This is a genomic window from Acinetobacter sp. NIPH 298 (assembly GCF_000369505.1).
Lineage (GTDB): Bacteria > Pseudomonadota > Gammaproteobacteria > Pseudomonadales > Moraxellaceae > Acinetobacter.
Window position 1 is genome coordinate 872,344 of record NZ_KB850055.1, and the last position, 22,815, is coordinate 895,158.

Annotated in this window: 21 protein-coding genes; 15 read left to right on the top strand and 6 right to left on the bottom strand. The window is 38.7% G+C overall.

The annotated features are described in order from the left end of the window. Positions 1-368 precede the first annotated feature (368 nt). The 8 genes from F903_RS09165 (at position 369) to F903_RS09200 (ending at position 10,582) form a co-directional block, all read left to right on the top strand. The gene (locus F903_RS09165; RefSeq protein WP_005196489.1) at positions 369-2,834 is read left to right on the top strand and encodes an acyl-CoA dehydrogenase; all 2,466 of its coding nucleotides are present in this window, start codon (positions 369-371) and stop codon (positions 2,832-2,834) included. A gap of 251 nt (positions 2,835-3,085) precedes the next feature. Then, the gene (locus tag F903_RS09170; RefSeq protein ID WP_005196492.1) at positions 3,086-4,072 is read left to right on the top strand and encodes an acyl-CoA desaturase; all 987 of its coding nucleotides are present in this window, start codon (positions 3,086-3,088) and stop codon (positions 4,070-4,072) included. Then, positions 4,072-5,346: an NAD(P)/FAD-dependent oxidoreductase gene (locus F903_RS09175; RefSeq protein ID WP_005196494.1), complete on the top strand. Its 1,275-nt coding sequence runs from the start codon at positions 4,072-4,074 to the stop codon at positions 5,344-5,346. The genes F903_RS09170 and F903_RS09175 overlap by 1 nt, the downstream gene beginning before the upstream one ends. 16 nt (positions 5,347-5,362) lie before the next feature. After that, positions 5,363-6,178 (top strand): DUF1365 domain-containing protein, encoded by an 816-nt coding sequence (locus tag F903_RS09180; RefSeq protein WP_005196496.1) that lies wholly within the window; start codon positions 5,363-5,365, stop codon positions 6,176-6,178. Continuing rightward, positions 6,153-7,352: an SAM-dependent methyltransferase gene (locus F903_RS09185; protein WP_005196498.1), complete on the top strand. Its 1,200-nt coding sequence runs from the start codon at positions 6,153-6,155 to the stop codon at positions 7,350-7,352. Before F903_RS09180 ends, F903_RS09185 begins: the two co-directional genes overlap by 26 nt. Before the next feature lie 33 nt (positions 7,353-7,385). Further along, entirely contained in the window at positions 7,386-8,165 is a 780-nt protein-coding gene (locus F903_RS09190; protein ID WP_005196502.1) for a DUF1295 domain-containing protein, read from the top strand. A gap of 8 nt (positions 8,166-8,173) precedes the next feature. Next, positions 8,174-9,223 (top strand): SAM-dependent methyltransferase, encoded by a 1,050-nt coding sequence (locus F903_RS09195; protein ID WP_005196505.1) that lies wholly within the window; start codon positions 8,174-8,176, stop codon positions 9,221-9,223. 30 nt (positions 9,224-9,253) lie between these two features. Further along, a complete protein-coding gene (locus tag F903_RS09200; RefSeq protein WP_005196506.1) occupies positions 9,254-10,582 on the top strand; it encodes a sensor histidine kinase in 1,329 nt (442 codons plus the stop codon). Here F903_RS09200 and F903_RS09205 read toward each other — a convergent pair. From F903_RS09205 to F903_RS09215, 3 genes are all read right to left on the bottom strand, one after another. After that, on the bottom strand, positions 10,579-11,274 hold the full coding sequence (locus F903_RS09205; RefSeq protein ID WP_004671802.1) for a response regulator transcription factor: 696 nt from the start codon (positions 11,272-11,274) through the stop codon (positions 10,579-10,581). The two genes, F903_RS09200 and F903_RS09205, sit on opposite strands and share 4 nt — an antisense overlap. A gap of 13 nt (positions 11,275-11,287) precedes the next feature. Next, the gene (locus F903_RS09210) at positions 11,288-11,788 is read right to left on the bottom strand and encodes a chalcone isomerase family protein (protein WP_005196507.1); all 501 of its coding nucleotides are present in this window, start codon (positions 11,786-11,788) and stop codon (positions 11,288-11,290) included. Between the two features lie 84 nt (positions 11,789-11,872). Further along, complete coding sequence (locus tag F903_RS09215) at positions 11,873-12,463, bottom strand: nuclear transport factor 2 family protein (protein WP_005196508.1); 591 nt, start codon at positions 12,461-12,463, stop codon at positions 11,873-11,875. Positions 12,464-12,676: 213 nt separating this feature from the next. Here F903_RS09215 and uraD point away from each other — a divergent pair, with 213 nt between their 5' ends. The 4 genes from uraD to F903_RS09235 all read left to right on the top strand — a co-directional run bounded on the left by uraD (position 12,677) and on the right by F903_RS09235 (position 16,406). Beyond that, complete coding sequence (gene uraD, locus F903_RS09220; RefSeq protein WP_034595143.1) at positions 12,677-13,177, top strand: 2-oxo-4-hydroxy-4-carboxy-5-ureidoimidazoline decarboxylase; 501 nt, start codon at positions 12,677-12,679, stop codon at positions 13,175-13,177. After that, positions 13,177-13,512: a hydroxyisourate hydrolase gene (gene uraH, locus F903_RS09225; protein WP_005196510.1), complete on the top strand. Its 336-nt coding sequence runs from the start codon at positions 13,177-13,179 to the stop codon at positions 13,510-13,512. Before uraD ends, uraH begins: the two co-directional genes overlap by 1 nt. Before the next feature lie 46 nt (positions 13,513-13,558). Beyond that, positions 13,559-14,932, top strand: coding sequence for a nucleobase:cation symporter-2 family protein (locus F903_RS09230; protein WP_005196511.1), 1,374 nt, complete (start codon positions 13,559-13,561; stop codon positions 14,930-14,932). A gap of 178 nt (positions 14,933-15,110) precedes the next feature. Next, positions 15,111-16,406: an OprD family outer membrane porin gene (locus F903_RS09235; protein WP_034595005.1), complete on the top strand. Its 1,296-nt coding sequence runs from the start codon at positions 15,111-15,113 to the stop codon at positions 16,404-16,406. Between the two features lie 128 nt (positions 16,407-16,534). Here the strand turns inward: F903_RS09235 and hpxO are convergent, their stop codons facing one another. Together hpxO and F903_RS09245 are read right to left on the bottom strand one after the other, a co-directional pair. After that, positions 16,535-17,692, bottom strand: a complete 1,158-nt coding sequence (gene hpxO, locus F903_RS09240) for an FAD-dependent urate hydroxylase HpxO (protein WP_005196513.1) — start codon at positions 17,690-17,692, stop codon at positions 16,535-16,537. Between the two features lie 182 nt (positions 17,693-17,874). Continuing rightward, complete coding sequence (locus tag F903_RS09245; protein WP_034595006.1) at positions 17,875-18,585, bottom strand: FadR/GntR family transcriptional regulator; 711 nt, start codon at positions 18,583-18,585, stop codon at positions 17,875-17,877. 162 nt (positions 18,586-18,747) lie between these two features. On the opposite strand from F903_RS09245, the gene alc reads away from it, so the two are divergent. From alc to F903_RS09260, 3 genes are all read left to right on the top strand, one after another. Further along, a complete protein-coding gene (gene alc, locus F903_RS09250; protein ID WP_005196515.1) occupies positions 18,748-19,758 on the top strand; it encodes an allantoicase in 1,011 nt (336 codons plus the stop codon). A 74-nt stretch (positions 19,759-19,832) separates the two neighbouring features. Beyond that, on the top strand, positions 19,833-20,339 hold the full coding sequence (locus tag F903_RS09255) for an ureidoglycolate lyase (RefSeq protein WP_034595007.1): 507 nt from the start codon (positions 19,833-19,835) through the stop codon (positions 20,337-20,339). A 217-nt stretch (positions 20,340-20,556) separates the two neighbouring features. Continuing rightward, positions 20,557-21,513 (top strand): hypothetical protein, encoded by a 957-nt coding sequence (locus tag F903_RS09260; RefSeq protein ID WP_005196517.1) that lies wholly within the window; start codon positions 20,557-20,559, stop codon positions 21,511-21,513. A gap of 214 nt (positions 21,514-21,727) precedes the next feature. Here F903_RS09260 and F903_RS09265 read toward each other — a convergent pair whose 3' ends face one another. Continuing rightward, positions 21,728-22,741 carry an isopenicillin N synthase family dioxygenase gene (locus F903_RS09265; RefSeq protein ID WP_005196518.1) on the bottom strand — a complete coding sequence of 338 codons (1,014 nt, stop codon included), beginning with the start codon at positions 22,739-22,741 and terminating at the stop codon, positions 21,728-21,730. Positions 22,742-22,815: the final 74 nt, after the last annotated feature.

The window sequence follows — 22,815 nt, forward strand, 5'->3', positions numbered from 1 at the left end:
TAATTAAATTTTTTGGTGATGCAAGCACTACAAGTAGTGATGATTATTTTTATTTATCTAATTGATATATAAATTAATATTTATTTTGAGTTGTTGTTTATATATCTATTTACTTTTTTGTCGATGTTTTAAATAATCATGCTGATATATCAGTTGGTATCAAATACATATTAAAATAATCGCTCTTTTTTACTTAAGTTTTGTTTTGCAAGAATTATGTAATGTTTGGTAGCTTATAGGGAAAATAAAAAAACTCTCTGTACAATAAAATTTCACTCTTTCTTCACTAATTCAAGACTAGATTCAATTATAAAGTTAATTAATTAGACTTCATTTTCTCAGTTCAAGTTCAAGCCAAAGGAGCAACCATGACTCTATTATTGATATTGCTTAGCTTGTTGATTCAGTTTGTTATACTGTGGGCTGTATTTTATTTCGAACTCAATCGAACAACCGGTAGTATTCTTTCTATCCTCATCGCTATTGTATGTAGTGTTTTTATCACACCGTGGAGTTTATTGATTGGGCTACCGATCATCTTGATGAGTGTGATTTTACTCATTCCTCCCTTGCGTGAAGCTTTTATTAGTCGTCCCGCTTTCAACATACTCTCCAAAGCGATGCCAAGTATGAGCAGCACAGAAAGAGAAGCGTTAGAAGCAGGTACAAGCTGGTGGGAAAAAGAGTTATTCATGGGTTCTCCCGACTGGGAAAAATTTGATGAGTATCCTTATCCTCAGCTTTCAGTAGAAGAACAATCATTTATAGATAATGAAGTGCAGCAATTGTGTTCAATGCTAGATGAATGGAAAATTCATCACCAAGATAAAGACTTGCCGCCTGAAGTTTGGCAATTCGTCAAAGATAAAGGTTTTTTAGGGTTAATTATTCCCAAGTCATTTGGGGGCAAAGAATTCTCACCTTTTGCACAAAGCCGAATTATGAGCAAGATTGCTTCGCGTTCTTTGACTGCTGCTGTGAGTTGTATGGTTCCAAACTCACTGGGTCCCGGTGAGTTGTTACTGCATTATGGAACAGAAGCACAGAAGCAGCGTTATTTGCCCGGTTTAGCAAATGGAACGGAAGTACCATGTTTTGGTTTAACCAGTCCAGAAGCGGGTTCAGATGCGGGCGCGATTCCAGATACAGGTGTAGTTTGTTATGGAACATACCAAGGTCAAGAAGTCCTTGGTCTGAAAATGAATTTTTCCAAGCGCTGGATCACACTTGCACCGATTGCAACTGTCATTGGTTTGGCGTTTAAACTCCATGATCCAGATGGCTTGTTAGGGGACAAAAGCAAAGTCGAATATGGCATTACCTGTGCCTTAATTCCTGCAAGTCACGAAGGCATAAAAATTGGAGCAAGACACAATCCCGGTGCACCATTTATGAATGGTACTGTTGAAGGGACAGATATTTTTATCCCGATTGATTGGATTATTGGTGGTCAGCAAAATGCAGGTAAAGGCTGGCGCATGCTGATGGAATGTCTTGGTGTCGGTCGTGGTATTTCACTGCCTGCATTGGCAACGGCTGCGGGTGAAATGAGTTATCTGTTGGTCGGTGCTTTTGCCAGTGTTCGTCAGCAGTTCAAAGTGTCTGTTGGGCAGTTCGAAGGTGTGCAAGAAGCGACCAGCGATATTGCCAGTGATGCTTATATGTTGGAGTCATTCCGCTACTTAGTAACCAGTGGTTTGAACCAAGGCGGAACACCCGCAGTAATGACCGCGATGGCGAAGTACTATGCCACTGAAGCGATGAGAAAAGTCATTAATCATGGCATGGACGTTGTAGGTGGACGTGCAATTCAACTTGGGCCGCGTAATTTCCTTGCGTTGACTTATCAATCAATTCCAGTTGCGATTACAGTTGAGGGTGCCAATATTCTGACACGTTCTTTGATGATTTTTGGTCAAGGTTCGATGCGCTGTCATCCCTATTTATTCGAAGAGTTACAGCTGTTGCAATCGGAAGATAAAGCATCTGCCTTAAAACAATTTAATCCACTATTGTTTAAACACCTTGCTTATACATTCAACCGTGCAGCAAAAGCAGTTGCATTTGGCATCACAGGTGGCTCAGATCATGGCTCTAAACAGTCTGATCAGTTTTCAAAACCTTACTACAGCATCATCAACCGTATGAGTGCAGATTTTGCCTTAACAGCAGATATGGCACTCGGTATTTTGGCGGGGGATTTAAAACGTAAAGAAATGCTTTCAGGACGTTTGGCTGATATCCATTCTTATTTATTCATCGCAACTGCGATTTTAAAATATTATGAAAATGGTCAACGAACTGAGGCTGAACAGAAGCATGCAGAATTGGCATTAAATAAAGCGTTATATAATGCACAAGAAGCATTTTTCGGATTTTACGAGAATTTTCCAGTCAAGATTGCAGCTCAGTTGGTGAAATTGATTTGTTTCCCATTTGGTCGACCTATTTCAAAACCTTCGGATCAACTTAAACAAGACGTTGCTCAATTACTTCTACAGGAACATGCGTTCCGAGAAGAGTTGAAAAAACATGTTTATTACACGACTGAAGCAGATGATGTGATGGGACGAATGGAGTCAACTTTCCAAATGTTGCTCACTGTGCAACCGCTATGGAATAAGTTTAAAAAAGCTGAATCCAAAGATCAGTTTAAAGGGCTTACTTTCGAAGAGCACATTGCAGATGCAGTATCGGTTGGTTTCATTGACTCAAGCGAAGCAGAAAAGCTCTTGCAATACAACGCAAAACGCTATGACAGCATGCTGACCGATATCTTTGATGAGCATTTAGAAAATGATTTGATCCCAGAAAATCCTCATCTGAAAAGTTAATTTAAGATCAGTGTAAAAAAGCGAGTTCGATGTGACTCGCTTTTTTATTTATTAATTCTATTTTTTCAATACATCGCCTAAACCAATCTTGTTTGGCCTTATAAAAAATCAACAAAAATATATGCTTATTCAATAATTTTATACTATGATGAGCATGGTAGCTTAATCAATTGCGTTCGAGCTTCACATAAATTTCATGTCAAATTAACTAAAATCAAAACTATAAAAAAGAGATGGGTCAGGAAGAATCAATGCTTAAATTTTTTCTGCGATGGATAGACAGTTGGTCGATAACGCATACTTCCGAGACAAATGAGTTTGATACTTTAAAAACCTCAAAAGATCCCCAAATTCAGTGGCTCAGAATTCTACCATTTATCATATTGCATCTCGCGTGTTTAGCCATCTTTTGGGTCGGAGTCTCATGGTTTGCTGTGTTTTTCATGCTGATATTCTATTTTATTCGAATGTTTGCGATTACCGCATTCTTCCATCGTTATCTATCGCATAAGACATTTCAAACCTCACGAGTTGTACAATTTATTTTTGTGCTGATTGGCACAATGAGCGCTCAACGCGGTCCATTATGGTGGGCGGCACATCACCGTTATCACCATCGATATACCGATACGGATCATGATCCGCACTCATCAAAACATGGGTTTTGGTACAGTCATGTGGGTTGGTTTTTAAATGAGCAGAATTTTTCTACCCGTAAAGAAGTGATCAAAGACTGGCTTAAATTTCCTGAGATTGTGTGGCTAGATCGGTTTAGTTTGCCTGTGGTATTGATCACGGCTTTGGCCATTTACGGTTTTGGTGATTGGTTAGCCGGTGCTTATCCAAGCTTAGGGACATCGGGTTTACAGTTGCTGGTTTGGGGTTTTGTTGTTTCAACTGTTTTGTTGATCCATGCGACTTTATGTATCAATTCGCTTGCGCACCTCTATGGCAGTCGGGACTTTGAAACCCCAGACAATAGTCGAAATAATCTATTCTTATCCATTATCACATTAGGTGAGGGCTGGCATAACAACCATCACTATTATGCAGGCAGTACCAAACAGGGTTTCTTTTGGTGGCAAATAGATATTACCTATTATCTTTTAAAAGTCATGTCTTGGCTGGGACTGATATGGGGAATAAAGCCTGTGCCACAACGTATTTACACTGCACGTAAAAACCAACTCAAAAAATTCAAAATGAACTCAAATAAAATTCATAGCAAGGAGTCTTGATGAAGATTGCAATCGTAGGCTCTGGTATTTCAGGCATGTATGCTGCGTGGAAATTATCTAAACAGCATCAAGTAACGATCTTTGAGAAAGAAAATTATTTTGGTGGTCATACTGATACGCATGATTTATTGATTGATGATAAAAACGTGGCGGTCGATAGCGGTTTTATTGTGTTTAATGATTATAACTATCCCTTATTCAGTGCCATGATTGCTGAATTGCAAGTAAAAGCTCAGAGCAGTGATATGAGTTTTTCAGTTAATAATCAGGTGACAGGGCTACAGTACAACCCTTCAAAAAAATGGTCACTATTGACCAGACCACACAATTTTTTAAATAAAAAGTTTCGGATCATGTTGTCTGATTTAATTCGTTTTTATCAGGACAATAAAGATGTTTCGGTAGATGAGTGTGATGCTGATTTAACAATTGAAGACTATTTAAATAGAAATGATTATTCGCAGGTGTTTAGACACGAACATCTATATCCAATGTGTGGCGCACTTTGGTCAAGTCCTGTCGATCAAGTGGGCAAAATCCCTTATAAATTTGTGGTGAGTTTTTTTCAACACCACCGTATGTTGCAATTAAAAGATCGACCGCAATGGCAGACGGTAAAAGGTGGGTCGGCATCTTATATTCACGCAATTCGAGCGGCTTGTCCTTCCATACAGTGGAAGAATGCCCCAGTGCAACAGGTAATACGTGCTGATGATTCTGTTACGATTATTACCGAAAAAAATCAGGAAGCTTTTGATTGGGTTGTGTTTGCCAGTCACGCGGATGACACTTTAAAGCTGATCCGAAATCCTTCGGCAATAGAGCGAGATATATTAGGCTGTTTCGATTATCAAGATAATTTTATGGTCGTACACAGTGACAGCTCGATCATGCCAAAACGTCGATCACAGTGGGCGAGTTGGCATGTGCATGTGACAGCCCAAGATCAGTCTAAGAAAAAATCTAATGTAAATAATGTGCATTATGGATTTACCTATTGGATGAACAGCTTGCAGAATCTACCGTGTAAAACACAGGTGTTTTCGACACTCAATCCGAATATGCCAATTGCAAAAAACAAGATTTATGTCGAACGTCATTATCGACATCCTGTATTTGACAAAAAAGCAATCCAAGCACAAGCACGTTGGCATGAACTAAATGGCAACAATCGCAGTTCATTTTGTGGTGCGTATTGGGGATGGGGATTCCATGAGGACGGAGCAAGTAGTGCTGAACGTGTAGTCGAACCTTTATTGAAGATATCTGATTGATATTGGGAGTGATGATATGTTTAATGATTCACTTTCGATCGCAAAAGCAAAAATCAGGCATCGCCGTTTTGCGCCCAAACTACATCACTTCGAGGCATCGTTGAGTTATCTATGCTTTGATCCCGATCAAATAACGGCAAATTTGGGCAAATCATGGCTGTGTTCAACACGTCGCTGGAATATCCTAAATCTTTATGAAGATGACTTTCTCAAAGGTTACACAGGTACGATTAGAGAAAAAGTAAAAAAAATCCTGTTGCAGCAAGCCGATACCATTTTGTCAGCTCAAGCAGAAATTCGTGTATTGGCTTTACCGCGAACGCTTGGTTTTAGTTTTAATTCGGTGGTGTTTTATTTTGTTCTCAATCAGCAGCAACAACCTATTTTTATATTAACTGAGATTAGCAATACGCCGTGGAATGAACGGAAAGTCTATGTACATGATTGCCGACATAAATTACAAAACCATAGCCAATATCAGGCGGTAGAGTTCGAGTTTGAGAAAAGTTTCCATGTTTCTCCATTTATGCCGATGGATATTCAATATAAATGGAAGTTTAGTTTTTCTGACGTGCAGCATGTCATTCATATGCAACTGTATCAGTCGCAAAAAATGATTTTTGATGCAACGATGCGCTTCAACTTGGTGAACATCACACTTCCTTCACAGCTCAATCGATATGCTATTCATCATGCCTTCGAACCTTTCAAGATGTTAGCTTCAATTTATATACAAGCATTTCATCTATGGCGAAAGAAAGTTCCTTTTTATCGGCATCCTAAAAAAGATAAGGATTTAAAACAACATGATGAAAACGCTAATTTTCGGTGAACACGATTCACTGCCTTTGGTTCTACGAAGCTTGCTTAAACTTCGTCATGGTCAAATTCATTTTCGTGGAGAATGGAATGGCACTGTTGGTGAGGTTTCAGATTTAGAAGCGACGATAGAGGTTCATAATAAAGAGTTAATCAATCTCATTTTTAAAAATGGTGTGCTCGGCGCGGCTGAAGGCTATATTCAAGGCTATTGGAGCAGTGAACATTTAGTCGAAGTGATTCAGATATTGGCGAGAAATCGTCATGTGCTAGACAAAATCAACCAAAATGTCATTTCTCAAGTGAGTCAACTGGCGTTAAAAGCGTGGTACAAAACCCGCAAAAACTCACTCACAGGCAGTCGTAAAAATATTGCTGAACACTATGACCTGAGCAATGATTTTTTTAAGTTATTTCTCGATTCTTCAATGATGTACTCCAGTGCGGTGTATCAGCACAAGGACATGACTTTAGAACAAGCTTCAGACTATAAAAAAGAGTTGATCTGCCAAAAACTACAACTCAAGCCGATGGATCATTTGGTTGAGATTGGAAGTGGTTGGGGTGGTTTTGCAATTTATGCCGCGCAACACTACGGCTGTAAAGTCACCACCATTACTATTTCTCAAGCTCAATATGACGAAGCAACCAAACGCATTGCAGATGCTGGCTTGAGCCACCGTGTAGATGTTCAACTTAAAGACTATCGTTTATTGGAAGGCAAGTTCGATAAATTAGTCTCTATCGAGATGATCGAAGCGGTGGGCGAGCAATATTTATCGACCTATTTTAATAAATGTAGATCTTTATTAAAACCCAATGGCTTGGGCTTGATTCAAGCGATCACGATTGAAGATGCACGTTATAAAAAAGCGTTGCATACCGTGGATTATATTAAACGCTACATTTTCCCTGGCAGTTTTATTCCGTGTATCAGTGTGTTGACTCAAGCTGCATCTGAACAACAGTTACGTTTAAAGCATCTTGAAGATATTGGTTTGAGCTATGCGGAAACCATTCATCAATGGCGGGAGCGGTTTTTAAATGCCAAAGCGCAAGTTTTAGCGCTAGGTTTTGATGAAAACTTTATTCGAATGTGGGATTTCTATCTTTGTTATTGCGAAGGCGGCTTTAAAGAAGGGGTGATCAGTGATGTGCATCTCTTGTTTGAAGCAACTCCGTATTAATAAGTCACTTATTTGATGCATTAAGGAGGCAGTATGTTGTGGCAATTGTTTTTACTTGATGCAGTGGTGATGACCGTTTGTTGGTTATGGGCAACATACAATCATCGTGCAGGCATCATTGATGTGGCATGGAGTTTTTGTATTGTTCTTAATATCGTCATGACAGCATGGTTGGTTGACGTTGCCCCAGTCAATGTCCAGTTATTCATTGGAATATTCAGTTCAATTTGGTTCTTGCGTTTGAGTTGGCATTTGTTACGCCGTTATTTAGCAGAGCATGAAGAAGATCGACGCTATGCCAATATGCGTCGTGCGATGGGGAAATATCAACATCTTGGTTTTTTCGCTTTCTTTATGTTTCAGGCAGGCTTGGCGATATTGTTTACGATTCCAATGTGGAGTTTGCTCAATGTTCCAAGTGCCGTATGGAGTGTTCAAAGCAATGATTTTCTGATTATTGCGGGCATGATCATGGCAATTGCTTTTATCGGTGAGGTGATCGCGGATCAACAACTTTATCGGTTTAAGCAAAACACGCAAAATCATGGCAAAACCATGGATCAAGGGATATGGCGTTATTCACGTCATCCAAATTATTTTTTTGAATGGATACATTGGTTTGCTTATCCAGTTTTAGGATTGGCAGCGGGTTTATATAGCTTGTGGATATATCCAGTGTTGATGTGGTTGTTCTTGTACTACATCACAGGTATTCCATTTAGCGAACAACAGGCTTTAAAGAATCGAGGTCAAAATTATCTCGATTATCAAAAACGAACTTCTATGTTTATTCCGTGGAAACCCAAAGAGTAGGTACGCGCATGGACTTTATTATTCAAAAATCATTAAAACTCGTTGAGAGCGGTCTAGTACCTGATCAAGCGATTCGTGCTGCAATCCGTGCATTGAGCAAAAAGCGCTTGATTCAAGAAGGGCGCTATGGCCCTGAACAAGGTGCTCAACGTTATATGGATGTGCTGAACATGCTGAAGCACAGTGAAATTGCAATCGAAACGGACAAAGCCAACGAGCAACATTATGAATTGCCGACTGCTTTTTTTCAGGCTGTTTTAGGAAAAAGACTAAAATACAGTGCATGTTTTTTTCCACATGAAAAAACCACGTTGGATGATGCAGAGGAGTTTTCGCTGCACATTTATAGTGAGCGGGCACAATTGCAGGATGGTCAACAGATCTTAGAACTTGGATGCGGTTGGGGTTCATTTACATTATGGATGGCAGAACGCTATCCCAATGCCAAAATTACTGCAGTGTCCAACTCTGCAACTCAACGTAAACATATTTTGGCGGAAGCCGAAAAGCGTCATTTAAATAATATTGAAGTGATGACTTGTGATGTCAATGTCCTTGAATTAACAAAGAATTCATTTGATCGCGTGGTTTCCGTGGAAATGTTTGAGCATGTCAGAAACTATCACAAGCTGTTTGAGAAAATTCAATCATGGCTTAAAACGGATGGATTGTTATGGTGTCATATTTTTTGTCATCGTTTTTTACATTATCCTTTTGAAATCAAAAGTGAATATGACTGGATGTCGAGATATTTTTTCTCAGGTGGATTGATGCCAGCAAGTTCAACTTTTTTACACTTCCAAGATCATTTAGAACTTGCACAGCATTGGCAATGGTCAGGTACTCATTATGAAAAAACTGCCAATGCTTGGCTGGAAAATATGGATCGCAACGCTGAACAATTAAAACCCCTTTTTGCAAAAGTGTATGCACAAGATGCTGAGGCATGGTGGCAGCGTTGGCGTATATTCTTCATGGCTTGCGCAGAGTTATTTGGTTTTGAGCAAGGTCAAGAATGGGTGGTTGGTCACTTCCTGTTCAAAAAGAAAGCCGTATAATGAAATGAGAATCTGCCAGTAGATCAGCCTATGTTTAGACGCAATAAAAATGATGCAAATACGCATCCACTCAGTGAGATGTTTAATCGCCATTATTGGTTGCAAATTGGGCTGATCGCACTTTCGATTATTATCGGAATAGCCTGTAGTGCTTGGGTCATCAAGGGCTCATTGTTAAAAACAGCGCTTGAACAAGAAATGGATCACTATTGGATGCGAATTGAGCGTAATCCCAATGCTGATCTGCCTGATACAAAAAATTTATATGGCTATCGTTGGGAAACTGAAACACCACCAATGGCATTTAAACATCAAGTTTTAAAAGCAGGAGTACATCGAATATTTGTTGATGGTAAAGAGCGAATGACGGTGTATGGCGAACAAAAAGGGCAGCATGTGCTGCTGGTTTTTGGCGAAAGCAACGTCAATAAAATCGTTTGGATGTTCGGTCTCGCGCCTTTGATGTTTAGCCTCATCGTGCTGTATAGTTTTTTATGGTGGTCTAACCGTCGAGCGCGACGATATTTTTCACCGATCACACGATTGGCAAATGCTTTAGAACATATTGATTGGGCGCATCAAAATAAAGAAGCGTCTCCGTTTCAAGGGATCAGTACCAATGGCAATATGGAGGCTGAGTATCTGAAGCAAGCATTAGAAAAATATCACCAAGTGCTGAATGACTTTATCAACCGAGAACGAGAGTTTACTGGTGATGTGAGCCATGAGTTACGCACCCCGCTTACGATCCTAAAGGGAAATGTGCAACTGTGTCAGTCTCGTTATGGCAATGACAAATCTTTAAGTCGTATTTCGAATACCATTGAGGATATGCAACTACTTGTTGATACTTTATTGGCAATCGCGCGAAATACGACCAACACTTTAACGGCAGAGCAAATTTGTCTATCGAATATTATCAGTGAGTTGGTTGGTGATCTCGAGTCCGTCGGTCAAACTAAGGGCATTGAAATCTTGGTTCAATATGATTCTCACGAATTTCCAAGACTTATCTATCCTTCGATGACCAAGATGGTGCTGAGCAATATTTTACGCAATGCATTGAATTACTCGCAAGGGACACATATTCATATTATTCAACGTAAGAATAGTATTGTGATCGCTGATAATGGTATCGGAATCAACATGCCAAATGATTCTAAAGTACAAGAGTTAAGCGCAAGTCAGCTTCAAATTAAAGCAAAAGGGCATGGTATTGGATTACAACTAGTGCAGAAACTCTGTAATCAATTGGGATGGCGTGTAGAGTTGTTTGATCGACAATACTATTTAAACACACACCCGCACCTTCAACTCGAGAATACAACAGGTCTCATTGTTGTTGTTTATATGAACTAACTTGAGTGATCTTCTAATGCGACCTTTAATCCAACACCTGAAACGGTGTGAATCAGCTTTTGTTGAAACGGTTTATCAACCATTTTACGTAAATTATAGATATGACTACGTAAGGCATCACTTTCTGGTTCTTCATCGCCCCAAAGCTCAATAATAATTTCTTGTTTGGTAATGACTTTGGGCGAGTTTCGCATCAAAATTTTTAATAATTTAAATTGAATGCGTGCCAAATCGATTTGTTGACCCGCACGAGTTACGGTCTGAGTCGAACTGTCTAGAATAAGATCGTGGATCTGAATTTTGTTTGAAGAAACTTCGCCAAGAGAGCGTTTGATTAAAGCACGTATGCGCATGACCAATTCATTAAAATCAAAAGGTTTAACCAGATAGTCATCTGTTCCAGCAGTAAATCCTTTTAATTTATCATCTAGCGTATCTCTCGCAGTCAGCATCAACACAGGAATATCTTTGCCTTGATCATTCCGCAACCATTCACATAAATCATAACCTGATCCATCAGGTAAATTAATATCAAGCAATAACAAATGATAGGGTTGATGCTTTAGAAAATTTCTTGCAGCATCAAGATTCCGCGCATGGTCGATCACAAAGCCATGTTCTTCTAAAAATTCGCATACGGTTGCAGCAAGCTCATAGTGATCTTCGACCATCAGAATAAATTGATTGTTCATAATTAGATTCAAGTTATTGATTTAGTAGTTGTTGCTTTAATTTAGCATTGAATGGAGAACTTCCAAACCAAATTTTGAAATACTGATTGGCTTGATTGTCAGAGATTTTCCCCAGTGGCTTTTGATTGAGAGATAATGAAAGGGTTTGATTGGATTGGGTGTATTTTAATGAATATAGATCACCTTTTCGTACAGGTTTATACAGTGCTGTAATTCGATTTAAAGGTGAGTTTTCTGAAAAGTCAGGAATATTTTTCTTGAGGAAATGTGTTGCTGCACGTTTGAATGCCCATTCAGGAATGTCACGAGTGTATAAGAAATCTAATTGAATATCTTGCGTTTCCCATTTTTGTGTACAGTCTGCTGCATAGTAGCTCACATTACCGACCTCTTTTTTGGTGACGATAAGGGCGGCATTTTTACACAATTGCGTATTCGCAGAACTCTGAGAGGCAGTCGTTAATAAAAAAAGCGTACTCGATAGCAGTAATAAATTCCTGTAATAACCATGCATCTCAGACCTCAATATTTAAAAGTTAAGTTGTCTATCTATCCTTCGCTTTAATCATGAAGGTGTTCAATTTATTTCCATGATTTTCTACTGGAGTGAGCTGGATTTTAAGTTATTTTTAAAAGGTAAAATCATTGAGTAAGCTTTGCCGACATAAGGCAGAGAACGAAAAAGTCCATCGGCAGGATCCCAGTAATCTTGTTGGAAAACGATCTGATTTGAACCATTGATCTTGATTTGGGTGATGCCATAGGATGCCATCGATTTAGTACGACCAAACATTTTAAAATCATAGGCCATATACCAATGTATATAAGCTGAATCACTTTGATGTGTGGCACTGACCAGTTTTACCGTCACATTACTCACACGCTTATTCATACCTTCAAAATGTTGTATTAAATCATGTTTATCGGAAAATTGAGAAAGTGTGTCATTTATAAAAAGCTGATCTGCATACAGTTGACTTGCATTTTTTACGAAATCATCTGTTCCTAATGTATTAAAAGCGGTAACGAAGCGTTGACCAATTATTTGAGCTTTTTCATTATCTAGCGTGATCCCTGTTATTTGTTTATCTGCATTTTGATAATCAGATGTATAACTTGGAACACTTTTACATCCGACTAATGAAATTAAGGTCAGCGTTGAAACTGCTAATGTTCTGAAGAGAGCCATATCTAATATCCAATTCCACTTTAAGGTCTATACTAAAAGTGTTGATGTGAACAGGATGTGAACAAGTTCAATAAGAATAAAAGCGTTTTTTATAATTCGCGACTAAAGCTGTTTTTCAAGAGATATAAATAAAAAAAATAAACTGGCATGTTCATTGCTTCATATATTTTGTCTGGTCAGACCAGTCAGACAGTGTCACAAATTGGAGCAAACATGGATTTAGATCAATTCAATCAATTAAAAGCTGAGCAAGCGATGGAAGCATTAAAGCCGTGTGTGCATATCCCATCTTGGATTCAAAGTGTTGTTATGCAACGTCCTTTTGTTTCAGCAGATGAATTGTATCAAACAGCCGCTTTACACGCCCAAACATGGCAGTGGTCTGAAATCTCAGCGTCGCTTGCACAGCATCCAAGAATCGGTGAGAAAAAAGCTGCCATGACCTTATCTGAAAAAGAGCAACAGTTTTCGCAAAAAGAACAAGTCCAGCTTGATACGGAGCATGATTTTCAACAAGCACTGTATCAGGGCAATTTAGCTTATGAGCACAAATTTGGGCATATCTTTTTAATTCGTGCGGCAGGGCGTTCAGGTTCGGAAATGTTAGCAGAACTCAACCGACGTTTAGAAAACACAACTGAACAAGAGCAGCTTGAAGTGAAACAGCAACTGAGTGAGATTGCATTGATTCGTTTAAAACAGGAGATTCAATAATGGCAGCGATCAGTACACATATTTTAAATGCATCACTGGGAAAGCCTGCGGTGGGTGTTGTCGTTGAATTATTGCAGGAAACGTCTCTCGGCTATGTGTTGATGGATCAACAACTCACAGATGCTGATGGTCGTATTAAAGCATTTGATATTGATTCATGTACGCAAGGAAATTATCAGCTCATTTTCCGCATTGCTGATTACTTTCAAGCTCTAGAGGTTGAAAGCTTTTATCCGAGAGTGTGTATCGACTTTAAGGTGACAGATATTCAACAACATTATCACGTGCCTTTATTGATCAGCCCATTTTCTTATTCCACCTATCGCGGCAGTTAATACAAGCAATGAAGAAAATATAAATTTTGATTGAGGAAAGACCATCATGCACAACGATAAAATGCACAGTGATGCGGATGCAACAGTTTCAGCAGAACACCTGTATTTAGGAATGAATAAAAACGTCATTTATGGCTTGCAACATGTGCTGACCATGTATGGTGGGATCATTGCACCACCACTTATTATTGGTGCTGCCGCAGGGTTGCAGGCTTCGGAAATGGGGCTATTGGTTGCTGCTGCACTTTTTGTCGGTGGTATCGCAACCATGTTGCAAACCTTGGGTTTTAAGCATTTTGGCGCAAAACTACCGATTGTCCAAGGCGTATCTTTTGCAGGCGTTGCAACGATTTTAGCCATTGTCACCACAGGTGGGGGATTAGCCTCAGCGTTTGGCGCGGTGATTGTTGCTTCATTGATTGGTTTATTACTCGCACCATTCTTTTCAAAAATTATTCGTTTTTTCCCGCCTGTGGTAACTGGTTGTGTGATTACCATGATTGGTATTTCCTTATTGCCAGTTGCGATTCGCTGGATGATGGGGGGGAACCCGAAAGCTGAAAATTGGGGAGATCCTGCCAATATTGGCTTAGCTGCAATGACTTTAGCGATTGTGATTATTTTCAGTATGTTAAAGAGTCAGCTCATGCGTCGTCTGGCGATTTTAATTGCGATTGTTTTAGGCACCGTGCTGGCTTCATTGGCTGGATTTGCAGATTTTTCCAAAGTCGCTAACGGATCAATGTTCGCTTTTCCTCATTTCTTTCATTTTGGCATGCCTGTATTTGAATTTACCGCCATTCTGTCGATGGTGATCGTAACTTTAGTGATTATGACGGAGACCACCGCAGATATTATTGCGATAGGGGAAATTGTTGGAACTAAAGTTGATGCAAAACGTATCGGTGATGGTTTACGCGCAGATATGTTGTCTAGTGCAGTTGCCCCAATCTTTGGTTCATTTATGCAAACCGCATTTGCGCAAAATGTAGGGTTGGTCGCGATCACAGGGGTAAAAAGTCGTTTTGTGGTCGCAACCGCAGGCGGGATTCTGGTGGTACTTGGTTTATTACCGATTGTTGGGCGTTTAGTGGCAGCGATTCCAATGCCAGTTTTAGGTGGTGCTGGTATTGTCTTGTTTGGCACTGTTGCAGCCAGTGGTATCCGTACTCTAGCAAAAGTAGATTATAACGATCACAAGAATCTGATTATTGTCGCAACGTCATTGGCGATCGGCATGATCCCAATTGCAAATCATGAGTTCTATGCACAATTTCCAAAATGGGTCGGGACCTTATTACATTCAGGAATTAGCTCGGCATGTATTACTGCCATTTTGTTGAATATTTTATTTCACCATTTACCTTTTACCAAAAAATCAGTTGAGGAGGCTACATTGCCAGTCAACTCAGGGCATTGATGGCAGGCTTTGTTTATTTTCCAAAACCGTAACATTTTTTAATCATCCACCATTCAACGTCGCTTATTCATTTTTGAATAGGTCTAGGGGAGTTTTTGCTTTGCAAAAGTTAAAACACAAGAAAATTTATTTGCATAGATTTAAAGCGTTGTTTGAATGGCATTATCGGGGAAACTTTATGAGAAATTTTACTTTAAAATCTGCAACATTGGTGTTCGCAATGAGCGCAGCGATGCAAAGCTGGGCAGCAGATACCAGTTTAAATGGGCTGTTTCAATTGGGTCAGGACTGTAGCGTTCAGGACAATTCAGTCAAAACAGTGCAACAAATGTTTAGCTGTGGGGCAGTTCATGGCGTTGTGAAAACAGCTTATTATTCTTTAAATAATGGATATTTTGTCAATAACTTAAATCAAGATACTGTCGCAATTGGAGGCTATCTTAAATATGAAACAGCGCCATTGTATGGGGTACAAGCTGCGGTTGGTTATGATCTACAACGTCGTTTAGACGAAAAAAATAAAAATGATGATGTATCTGAGTTAAAAGAAGATCGTGATGGTTTGGCTGAAGCCTATGTGACTTGGAAAAATGATTTCGCACGGGTGACGATCGGGAATCAACGTCTTAATTTACCATTTATGGGGGATTATGCAGATCGACGAATTTTGATGGCTTTATATCAAGCCGCTGATATTCAGGTGGGTAACAATACTGATTTCTTGCGTCTCACCAAAGTGAATAAATTTAAAAGTTATGCTGATGATGAATTTAGCAAAAATACCCGTCAAAATGCGAATATTGAAACCGATGGCGTATGGTCAGTTGGTGTAGGGAAGCGTTTTGATTTGACTGAAGATCAAAAACTTAAAGCGCAGATTTGGTATCAACACTATGATGATTACACGCGTTTGATTTATACCCAAGCAGATCTTTCCTTGCCTAAACTCAAATATACACCTGAGTTTTCACTGCAATATATTTCAGGAAAAGATCAAGGCAAAGCTTTAGCAGGAGAGGTTGATAGTCAAATTTTTGGTGTTCAGACGGCATTTAAAGTCATGCCGAAAGCGAGCCTAAAAATTGCATATAACTATATTAAGCCTCATGCAAATGGTTATTTAAACGGTGCTCTACTAACGCCTTATGCGACTAAAACCTCATCAGGTGAAATTTTTGCTCAGCCATTTTTTACCAGTACCCAAGACTTAGGTGCAGGAAATGCTTTTATGACTTCGTTGGAAGGAAAGTTCACAGATCAAGTGATTGCAGGTGCTCGGTATTCTTTTATGGATTTAAAAGAGTCTGACAAGGTTACAAGTCGTAATCAGTCTGAATATATGATCTTTGGTATTTATAATTTTACGGGCGCATTACAGGGTTTTAGCGTTAGTAATTTCTTTGGTATCCAAACTTCACCACGTTATGAAAAAGACTTTCTACAAAACCGTTTTACATTGAGCTATAAGTTTTAGCATCAGTGTTATTTAAGTTGCCTATTTCAGATGTGAAATGGGCTTTTTTATGGTCTTTTGGCGATTGCTTGAAAAGCGTTGAGATAAAAAAAGCCCCCAATTAAGGGGGGAGTTAAAACTTTCTTTTATTAATCTAAAGGATTTCCTACAATATTGCTAATAATTCCTTGCATGATGTGCGAACCTTGTTCTTGATAAAGCGATTGATACCATTCCTCAGTCACTTTTTGATCTTTCATGTGGGTCACATCACAACGTTTGCGCGCGCGAAAAACCATTTCCCTTGTACGATCATTGCGTTTGTTTTGGTATCGTTCTAGTGCATCACTTAACCCAAAAGTATTTATCTGCAAAGCACGTGCCAAGTAAATGGCATCCTCCATAGCTTGGCAGCCGCCTTGTCCTATATCTGGGGTGGTACTATGGGCTGCATCACCGAGTAAAACCACTCGACCTTTATAAAAATTCATAAAAGGCTCAATATCATGGATTTCGACTCGATTGGTTTTTTGTTCATCTAAGCAATCAATCAGTTGATGTACAGGTGAGCACCAGTCTTTAAAATATTTTTTCAGCTCAGTTTTATATTGATCGCGTTGATTTGGTAGACCTACTTCTATAGGTACATCAAAAAAGAAGTAAAAGCGATTTTGGGCAACGGGCATGAGAGAAACTCGTTTCCCTTCACCTACATAGGTCGTCCATTGTTGTGCTGGAGCGATATTTTCGTCGATTTCGACTAAACCATTCCAGTTGACATAGCCTGCATATCGTCGTTCGACTTGATGGTCCAATACAAATGTACGGGTAATGGAATGGGTTCCATCTGCGCCAATCAATAGATCAGCTTGAATCTGCATACCATCTGCAAACTGAATGCTGACATGATCAGGATGATTTTCAATTTCGGTCATTTTCATGCCGAGTTTAATATCTTCTAAACCAAACTGTTGCATGAGAAGTTGTTGTAAATCTGCACGGGCAACAGGGTAGGCACGTTGTCCTACTTCTTTATATAAAGGTGTTAAGCTAAATTGAGTCATGGTCTGATGCGTGAGTCCATCGACATATGCGAGCGACTCCATTTTTCCACCCAAAGCTTGGATTTGATCAGTCAAGCCAAGGTAGTTTAAGCATTTCACCCCATTTGACCATAGCGAAATCGCCGCACCTACAGGTAGAATTTCTGCCGCTTGTTCGTAGATCGTAACCTGATGGCCAAATTTTTTTAAAGCGATACCAGCAGTTAGACCGCCCATACCTGCGCCTATAATCGCAATATTCATCGTTTAGACCCTGATTGTTAAAAAATATAAAATTTCTAAACAGTCTTAAGCGAGAAGCGTGCCAGTTTTATTGAGTGGTTTTACTGGTCATACCAGTTGTTGTGCTTCATTAAAATGCAGAAACGAGATGAGTGTGTTGATGTGGTTCAAAGTTTGAAGCAAAGTGGTGCGTGGAAATAAGATCATTGCTCATGTCGAGAAAAATAGACACCCGCACGCTGTGCAGCACCAATGATATGCGCTTGCATGGCTTTCTCAGCCGCTACAGCGTCTTGTTTAAATAACGCTTGTAAAATCACGTCATGTTCTTGAATGGTTTTAAAAGCAAGATTAGGTTGGACAAAGGGGAGGATCTGGCTTTTTTTCATCCATTCAGTGTGCATTTTAAGTGTCTGAATAATCGATTGATTATGACTTAATTCGATAATATGTTGATGAAAGGCATAATCAAATTCGGAAGCGGCTTGCCAATTCTGCTCCGAGATTGCATTTGCGAGTGCTTCATAGTGTTGTTGTAGGATCGTTTTATCTTGTTCGGCTAGATATTCACAGGCGAGTAAGGCGCAAAATCCTTCAAGTACATAGCGCAATTGGTAGAAATCTTTTAAAGAAATGCGGTGTTCACCTTCCCATTGTTCAGCGGCTTTACTGTGTTGTGAAATCACATAAACCCCTTTACCAGCCTTGATTTCCAACAATCCCAAAGCGGCAAGACGCGTTAAAGCTTCGCGCAAAGAAGCACGACTTATTCCGAGTTGGAGGGCTAAATCGCGTTGAGAGGGTAATGCAGAACCAATCGCATAAGTCCCTTGTTGAATGCGTTGATGGATGACTTCCACAGCTTGCTCAGTCACCTGAGATGATTTTCCATTGAGCATTGCTTGTGGGCTCATCAGTGGTCTAACCTAAATAAAATAATCAATTTGATTCTACACAAAATTCATAATTTTAGATTGACTCAAACTAAAATTAAGCAGATTTTTTATAACAGGTCAGACCAGTTGGACTGGATTTTGCATATAATGAATCATATAAAAATGTTTTAGGATTGATCAATGACGGTGCATATTGCCAAAGCAGTGACTTTGCCAGATAACTTACAGGGTTTAACCAATTTAGCTGATGCGCGTATTGGCGCGAGCATCGTGTCTTGTTCCGATGAGTTCTTCGCAAGCGCGGAAAGAATGCTGCAAACTGAACCAGCCAAGTTTATTGAAGGTAAATTTGATGATCATGGTAAATGGATGGATGGATGGGAGACACGCCGTAAGCGTGAATCTGGTTATGATTGGTGCATCGTTCGTTTAGGTGTAACAGGAACAGTCTCTGGCTTTGATATTGATACTTCTTTTTTTACAGGCAATTATCCTGCTTCTGCATCGCTTGAAGGATGTTATGCACCTGATGATCAACTGGAAAATATCACTTGGATTTCATTGTTAGAAAACTCAGTTTTATCTCCAGACCATCATCATTTTTTTAATTGCGAAGCACAAAAAATCACTCATATTCGGATTAATATTTTCCCTGATGGTGGGATTGCTCGCTTACGCGTGTATGGAAATGTCGTCCTTGAAAATATAGATTCAACTCAACAAATTGATTTGATTGGTTTGAAGAACGGTGGACGTATTGTGGCATTTAGCGATGCGCATTATGGGCATCCAAATAATTTACTCAGCCCAGATCGCGGCATCAATATGGGCGATGGTTGGGAAACCAAACGTCGTCGTGCACCGGGGTTTGACTGGTGTATTATTGCTTTAGGTCAAGCTGGACAAGTAGAAAAAATCGAAATTGATACAGCGCATTTTAAAGGCAATTTTCCTGCATTTTGTTCGATTCAAGCCGCGTATGTGGAAGATGCAACGGATGCTCAATTGATTCCTCAAAGTATGTTTTGGTCTTTCTTGTTGGAGCAGCAACCTTTATCGATGGATGTCATTCATGCATACATTACTGAAATTTTGCAGCATCAGAAAGTGAACTACATCCGTGTCAATATGATTCCTGATGGGGGGATTAGTCGGATTCGATTGTGGGGGAGCGTAGTTGATTCAATTTAATGATATACACCTCCTCTAAATCTCCTCCTGTGAGGAGGAGACTTGCACGAAAAGATCAAAGAGATAAAATTTCTATGCATGAAAAAAGCATCAAAATTCAGCCTTTAACTCAAGCCAACTTCGCACCTTTTGGTGATGTGATTGAAAAAGACAATCATGATTTTTTCCCAATTAACCAAGGTTTAACTGAGCGCTATCATGCACTTTCTCTCGCACAAGTGTCAGGTGAAAATGTTGCGGTAGGAATGAGTATTTTTCATAATTTATGTGCAACGGAGATTCCGTTTAAAATAGATATGCTTGAACGTCATCCGTATGGCTCACAGTCGTTTATTCCACTACAACAGCAACAATTTATCATTATCGTGGCTTTACCTTTGGATCAAACACAACCAGATGAACAGCAGATCTTTGCCTTTCTAAGCAATGGTAAGCAAGGCATTACCTATCACCAAGGGGTTTGGCATCATCCATTAATCACCTTGGAAGCAAATAGTGATTTTCTAGTCGTCGATCGGATTGGTGAGGGCAAGAACTGTGATGTACATGATTTGGTTGAATCACGATGGGTTGTCGAATAAATTTACATGTTATAGTGCAGATTAAATATCGAAGTGAAACACAATTTACCTAACGTGCGAAAAGTTTTATATTGATTGTACTCTGTTGAATACTTAGGATAATTTGGTGATTATCATCAGGCTTTTCAATCAGTTTACCTTATTTTAAATTCCTGCTTAGATTATTAGATGGATTCAAACATTATTTAATCAGCCAAAAAATAGAAAGTTATTAAAGATGAAGAAATTAATTATTGTATGTGTTTTATTCTGTACTTGTTCTGCTACCAATGCTGATAAATTAGATGTATATCCAAATCCATATTTAACAGATTCCTCGCTAGCTACTACTTTTATAAAAAAATTGCGTAATAGTAAAATAAATGAAATGGAAATCTTGATAAACGGTGAGTGTAGTCAATTTGAAAATTATGTTTATCTATCAATACAAAATTGGACTGAATTAAAGAAAAATAGAAAATCTAAAGATGATGCAAATTCTTATTCGGAACAATTGATTAGCCAGCTCCCTTATCAGCAAGCATCCTTATATACTTTTCCAATGGGAACTCAGACATACGTTGTTGCTGAGAGCTATATAGAGGTGAATATTTTAAATGACAAAATCGGAAAATATGACTTAATTAAACAAATGAAAAATTTTTGTATGAATGTTAATACCAATAAATATTTTTCATTATTGACCTCGGATAAATATTCTATTGCAAATCAACCAATCTTTATCTCTGCTGCTGAACTTAATCAAAAGTTTTATCCTCAGCAGTCAATTTTTAATGTATTAAAATATGTCCCTAATGTTGATGATAAGTTGACACCAAAAAATATGGAAGAGAACGTGAAATTTACAAGAAAAGATTATGAAGTTTCGTCCTTGTTGATAGATGAAGATATTAGAAATAGTTTTATTGATAGTGATGTGCGTTGGATAGATTACAAAAAAGCTTCTAGGGAAATGCAAATTGAATTTCATAATTTCATGAAGAATGGTGGAAGAAATAGAGTTTTTGTCGATATAGCGTCGTTAGTAAAATATATGAGCTTTGAGGTGAAAAATTATGATTTTATATTTAGAGAAGAGTTAGCAAGTACAGTAAATTCATTAGGTTTTTCAAAAGAAAATCCAATCTCTAATGATCATAAATTTAAAGAAATTTTAAAAAAATTCAATTATTAAAGAGTTAATTTAAATTTTTCATTTAAAACTACGATATAAAGCAAACCTAATAACGGATAAGAAGTTGACTTTAAAAAAGAGAGTTAAGTAATGGATAAATTGTGATTCAGCAGAAAAGAGTATAAAAAATGGCAAAAGAAAAAATTAAGTTTCCTACTCAAGTTTAATCTTTGCCATTAATCTAACATTACAGAGTCTCTGACTGCACAGTTACTTAATATTTCCCTTTAAAATTCGCACTAATCCGTTGTTTTAAATATTCCTTTGCCGTGATTGCTGGATATTTTTTCTTTGGACTTTCAATGATGACATCTTCATTCGCCTGACAGAAGAATGCCAAACTATATCGCGCACCTTGATATTCATGGGTTTCAGGATTCTTAACGCGGTGAAAATTCGATGGAAGTTGATCATCGCTCCAACGCATCAACATATCACCAATATTACAAGTAATCACATCATCACGTGGTTCAATACTGGTCCATTGCTGTTGTTCCATGTCTTTACCTGGACAAACTTGCAGACCGTCTTGACCTTTACGTTGAAACAGTAAGGTTAGGCAATCAAAATCAGTATGCGCACCTGCTCGCCATAAACCGAGTTGATCTTTCAAAGCGGGATCAATTGCATAGTAATGCAACATGCGTAAGGTACTTTGATAGCTTTCTTGATCAGGCTCGTGGGCGAGTGCAAAGAAATCATCTGCAAAACCGAGCTTGTATGCAAAACAAGATAGAACTTTCATACCCACTTTCCAGCATGCTTTTTCAAACTCAAGCATGGTGGTCTTAAATGCGGGTAATTCCTGTTCGCTAGGATACAACCCTGCCATACGTGGGCGCGTAATTTGATAGGATTCTTTTTGATCAGGCGTACTGGTCGATGGGCGAATTTGTGCTTTGCTTTCCCAGCCTGCATTACGATTTAGAGGATACTGTGCTTTGACGTGTTCAGGAAGATCAAAGAACTTTTTTGTCATTTCAAAAGCATTGTGAATTTGGGCAAGATCAATACCGTGATTAGAGATTTGAAAGAAACCTATATCTGTTGCAGCACTCCAAAGTTGCTCTGCAATTTCATATTTACGCTTTTCAAAGTCTGATAAATCAATCACCCGAACTTCTCGTTCAAAGGTTTCTTGACCTAAAGCACCCATACGCGCTTCTTTTTGTAACTCTTCTAAGTTGTAGTGATCGTCAGTTAAGTTGGTCATATTTGCGCTATTCATATTTCACCTCAATTTTTGGATAAACCATGACCCAATCAAATTGAATGAAAGAGACTGGATCATTTTTTCAAAAA

What these genes read in the sequence shown, in the direction of transcription:
- F903_RS09165 (WP_005196489.1), top strand. Translation starts at nt 369, where the DNA reads ATGACTCTATTATTGATATTGCTTAGCTTGTTGATTCAGTTTGTTATA.
- F903_RS09170 (WP_005196492.1), top strand. Translation starts at nt 3,086, where the DNA reads ATGCTTAAATTTTTTCTGCGATGGATAGACAGTTGGTCGATAACGCAT.
- F903_RS09175 (WP_005196494.1), top strand. Translation starts at nt 4,072, where the DNA reads ATGAAGATTGCAATCGTAGGCTCTGGTATTTCAGGCATGTATGCTGCG.
- F903_RS09180 (WP_005196496.1), top strand. Translation starts at nt 5,363, where the DNA reads ATGTTTAATGATTCACTTTCGATCGCAAAAGCAAAAATCAGGCATCGC.
- F903_RS09185 (WP_005196498.1), top strand. Translation starts at nt 6,153, where the DNA reads ATGATGAAAACGCTAATTTTCGGTGAACACGATTCACTGCCTTTGGTT.
- F903_RS09190 (WP_005196502.1), top strand. Translation starts at nt 7,386, where the DNA reads ATGTTGTGGCAATTGTTTTTACTTGATGCAGTGGTGATGACCGTTTGT.
- F903_RS09195 (WP_005196505.1), top strand. Translation starts at nt 8,174, where the DNA reads ATGGACTTTATTATTCAAAAATCATTAAAACTCGTTGAGAGCGGTCTA.
- F903_RS09200 (WP_005196506.1), top strand. Translation starts at nt 9,254, where the DNA reads ATGTTTAGACGCAATAAAAATGATGCAAATACGCATCCACTCAGTGAG.
- F903_RS09205 (WP_004671802.1), bottom strand. Translation starts at nt 11,274, where the DNA reads ATGAACAATCAATTTATTCTGATGGTCGAAGATCACTATGAGCTTGCT.
- F903_RS09210 (WP_005196507.1), bottom strand. Translation starts at nt 11,788, where the DNA reads ATGCATGGTTATTACAGGAATTTATTACTGCTATCGAGTACGCTTTTT.
- F903_RS09215 (WP_005196508.1), bottom strand. Translation starts at nt 12,463, where the DNA reads ATGGCTCTCTTCAGAACATTAGCAGTTTCAACGCTGACCTTAATTTCA.
- uraD (WP_034595143.1), top strand. Translation starts at nt 12,677, where the DNA reads ATGGATTTAGATCAATTCAATCAATTAAAAGCTGAGCAAGCGATGGAA.
- uraH (WP_005196510.1), top strand. Translation starts at nt 13,177, where the DNA reads ATGGCAGCGATCAGTACACATATTTTAAATGCATCACTGGGAAAGCCT.
- F903_RS09230 (WP_005196511.1), top strand. Translation starts at nt 13,559, where the DNA reads ATGCACAACGATAAAATGCACAGTGATGCGGATGCAACAGTTTCAGCA.
- F903_RS09235 (WP_034595005.1), top strand. Translation starts at nt 15,111, where the DNA reads ATGAGAAATTTTACTTTAAAATCTGCAACATTGGTGTTCGCAATGAGC.
- hpxO (WP_005196513.1), bottom strand. Translation starts at nt 17,692, where the DNA reads ATGAATATTGCGATTATAGGCGCAGGTATGGGCGGTCTAACTGCTGGT.
- F903_RS09245 (WP_034595006.1), bottom strand. Translation starts at nt 18,585, where the DNA reads ATGAGCCCACAAGCAATGCTCAATGGAAAATCATCTCAGGTGACTGAG.
- alc (WP_005196515.1), top strand. Translation starts at nt 18,748, where the DNA reads ATGACGGTGCATATTGCCAAAGCAGTGACTTTGCCAGATAACTTACAG.
- F903_RS09255 (WP_034595007.1), top strand. Translation starts at nt 19,833, where the DNA reads ATGCATGAAAAAAGCATCAAAATTCAGCCTTTAACTCAAGCCAACTTC.
- F903_RS09260 (WP_005196517.1), top strand. Translation starts at nt 20,557, where the DNA reads ATGAAGAAATTAATTATTGTATGTGTTTTATTCTGTACTTGTTCTGCT.
- F903_RS09265 (WP_005196518.1), bottom strand. Translation starts at nt 22,741, where the DNA reads ATGAATAGCGCAAATATGACCAACTTAACTGACGATCACTACAACTTA.